The 3,239-nt window shown below is 74.1% G+C and carries 1 protein-coding gene and 1 pseudogene; one reads left to right on the forward strand and one right to left on the reverse strand.

The annotated features are described in order from the left end of the window. Positions 1-294 precede the first annotated feature (294 nt). Positions 295-1,713, reverse strand: a complete 1,419-nt coding sequence (locus tag H5J33_RS28610; protein WP_181797724.1) for a CehA/McbA family metallohydrolase — start codon at positions 1,711-1,713, stop codon at positions 295-297. A 140-nt stretch (positions 1,714-1,853) separates the two neighbouring features. On the opposite strand from H5J33_RS28610, the pseudogene cofG reads away from it, so the two are divergent. Continuing rightward, positions 1,854-3,179 (forward strand): annotated as a pseudogene (gene cofG / locus H5J33_RS28615) (7,8-didemethyl-8-hydroxy-5-deazariboflavin synthase CofG); the annotation flags it as partial. Positions 3,180-3,239: the final 60 nt, after the last annotated feature.

Below are 3,239 nucleotides of genomic sequence, written 5' to 3' on the forward strand. Positions count from 1 at the left end.
GGCCCATGACGCGGCTGCCCGCACCGCCGCTGCTCGGGTACTCGCGGCCCACCGTCCATGCGTTCGTCCCCCTCGGCATCACGAACAACCCCGTCAGTTTGCCTTGTTCCGGGCGGTTGCGTCAGCCGTGCGAGACACCGATCACAAGGGCACGGCCGCGGGGCACAAGGCCCTCACGCGTTCCACAGGGTCCTCACACCCCTTCCGGCGCCGGGGCCGCGCGATCCGGCCGACGGCTACTCCTGACGGTGCGTCAGGGGCGTGGAGCACAGTGAACCGTCGCGGAACGCGGGATCACCGCCCCGCGCCGGGTCGCCCGTCGCCGGCCGGGCCGAGGAAGACCGGGTTGGTGAGCGCGGCCATCGCCCCCGGTACCGGGCCCAGCGCCGTCTCGTGCCGCACCTCGGCCCGGACGTAGGCCGCGCGGGCCGGGGAGGTGTGCCACTCCACGGCCCCCGTGCCGGACACCGGCAGCGGCTCGCCGGTGAACACCAGGCCCTGGTCGGTGAGGAACCGCACCGCGCAGCGCGGCGCGCCGGACACCTGGAGCCGCACGGTCACCGGGGTGTCCGGGGCCACCGCCAGCCGCTCCCCGATCCCGGCCCGCCCGCCGCCCTCCGCCGTGACGGAGAAGTCCAGCGCGACATGGCGCGACTCGGCCACGTAGGACCGTCCGGCCCGCAGCCCCTCCTGGACGGCCTCGCGGGTCAGGTCGTCGGCGAGGACGACCGTCTGGGGCAGTCCGACCACGTCCGGATCGCGGTGGGCGTCGCTGTTGCCCATCGCGGGCAGCCACGTCCGCTCGCCCCGTGCCGCCGCCACCAGCCGCGCGTCCCAGCCGGCGAGCGCCAGTTCGTCGTCGGGCGTCCACATCCCGTTCCACACCTCCACGGCGTCCGCCTCCGCGAACCCGAACCGCCAGGAGCAGCCCACGCAGTCGCCGTGCGGATGGGCCGGTACGACCAGGCCGCCGGCCCGCCGGATCGCCCGCGCGAAGTGCGCCCAGCGGCCGTCCCGGGCCCGGTAGCGCCAGTCGACGAAGGTGCCCGGGTCGGTGCCGAGCGCGAGCACGTGCCCGTTGCGGGTGGTGATCTCCTCGCCGAGCAGCACCAGCAGGTCGTCGCCGGCCGCGTCGACCCAGTGGCGGTGCGAGGCGTTGGTGTTGTGGTCGGAGCTGTTGACGAAGTCCAGCCCGGCGGCGCGGGCCAGCGCCGCGATCTCGGCGGGGGTGCGGCGGCCGTCGGAGTGCCAGGAGTGCAGGTGGCAGTCGCCCCGGTACCAGTCGCGCCCCCGCCCCCGGGCCCGGCCGGGCGGGTACACCGGCTCGGGGGTCGTACCGGCCGCCCCCTCGGCCAGGGTGACGGTCACCTCGTAGGCCAGCCCCTGCGGGGCCACGGTGTAGGGGCCGAGGGCGATGTGCCAGGTGCCGGGGGTGAGCGGCCCGGGCAGATATCCGGGGGTCGCCGCGTCGGCCCGCACGAAGAACTCGCTGCGCGCCCCGCCCGACCAGCCCCTGAAGCCCCGCCCGCCGATCTCGGTCCCCCGTGGGTCGAACAGCCCGATGTCGAGCGCGTTGCCCGGGGTGCCGGACGGGACGGGTGGTTTGTCGTAGGTGTAGGTGACTTTCAACTCAGCCGTGCCGGGCGGGACTTCGAAGGGGAGGTAGGCGAAGTCGGGTGAGCCGGGTGCGAAGGTGCCGCGCAAGGTCGTCACCCGCCCAAGGTAGGCGCCCCGGAGCGGCGCGGGGAACGTCGCGACCGGCCACACACGGCCCGCGCGTGCCCGGAACGGGCGACCCACCCCGGCGCCCCGTCTCCCGCCGGCGTTGATCACCGCAACCGTATGCTCGAGGGATGACGACTTCCGTGCCCTCCGGAACCGGTCCCACCGAGAACTCCATGCGCCGCGCCCTCAAACGTGCGCGGGACGGCGTCGCCCTCGACGTCGCCGAGGCGGCGGTGCTCCTCCAGGCCCGCGGTGCGGACCTGACGGATCTCGCCGCCTCCGCCGCCCGGGTGCGGGACGCGGGCCTGGAGGCGGCGGGCAGGCCCGGCGTCATCACGTACTCCAAGAGCGTCTTCGTTCCCCTCACCCGGCTGTGCCGGGACAAGTGCCACTACTGCACCTTCGCCACCGTCCCCGGCAAGCTGCGCCGGGCCGGCCACGGGATGTTCATGTCACCCGACGAGGTGCTGGACATCGCCCGCAAGGGTGCCGCCCTCGGCTGCAAGGAAGCCCTGATCACCCTCGGCGACAAGCCGGAGGACCGCTGGCCCGAGGCGCGCGAGTGGCTGGACGCGCACGGCTACGACGACACCATCGCCTACGTCCGCGCCATCTCCATCCGCATCCTGGAGGAGACCGGCCTGCTGCCCCACCTGAACCCGGGCGTCATGACGTGGACGGACTTCCAGCGGCTGAAGCCGGTCGCGCCGAGCATGGGCATGATGCTGGAGACGACCGCCACCCGGCTGTGGTCCGAGCCCGGCGGCCCGCACTTCGGCTCCCCGGACAAGGAACCGGCCGTGCGGCTGCGCGTCCTGGAGGACGCCGGGCGTTCCTCCGTGCCGTTCACCTCCGGCCTGCTGATCGGCATCGGGGAGACGTACGAGGAGCGCGCGGAGTCGTTGTTCGCGCTGCGGAAGGTGGCCCGCGCCTACCACGGCATCCAGGAGCTGATCATCCAGAACTTCCGCGCCAAGCCGGACACGGCGATGCGCGGCATGCCGGACGCCGAACTGGACGACCTGGTCGCCACGGTGGCCGTCGCCCGGCACATCATGGGCCCGGGCGCCTGCCTCCAGGCCCCGCCGAACCTGGTCGACGCCGAGTACGAGCGGCTGATCGGCGCCGGCATCGACGACTGGGGCGGGGTCTCCCCGCTGACCATCGACCACGTCAACCCCGAGCGCCCCTGGCCGCAGATCGAGGAGCTCACCGAGCGGTCCCGGGCGGCCGGCTTCGAGCTGCGCGAACGCCTCTGTGTGTACCCGGAGTTCGTCCGCCGGGGCGAGCCCTGGCTGGACCCGCGGCTGCGTCCGCACGTGTCCGCCCTGGCCGATCCGGAGACGGGCCTGGCCCTGCCGGACGCGGTCGTCCAGGGCCTGCCCTGGCAGGAGCCGGAGGAGGTGTTCACCGCCACCGGCCGCACCGACCTGCACACGGCCGTCGACCGCGAGGTGGACGGGCAACGGCGCACAACCTAACGCGCGGACCGCCGACTGTCTATAAACCGGTCT

It is taken from the genome of Streptomyces sp. WELS2 (assembly GCF_013870595.1).
In the GTDB taxonomy this organism is placed as follows: Bacteria; Actinomycetota; Actinomycetes; order Streptomycetales; family Streptomycetaceae; genus Streptomyces.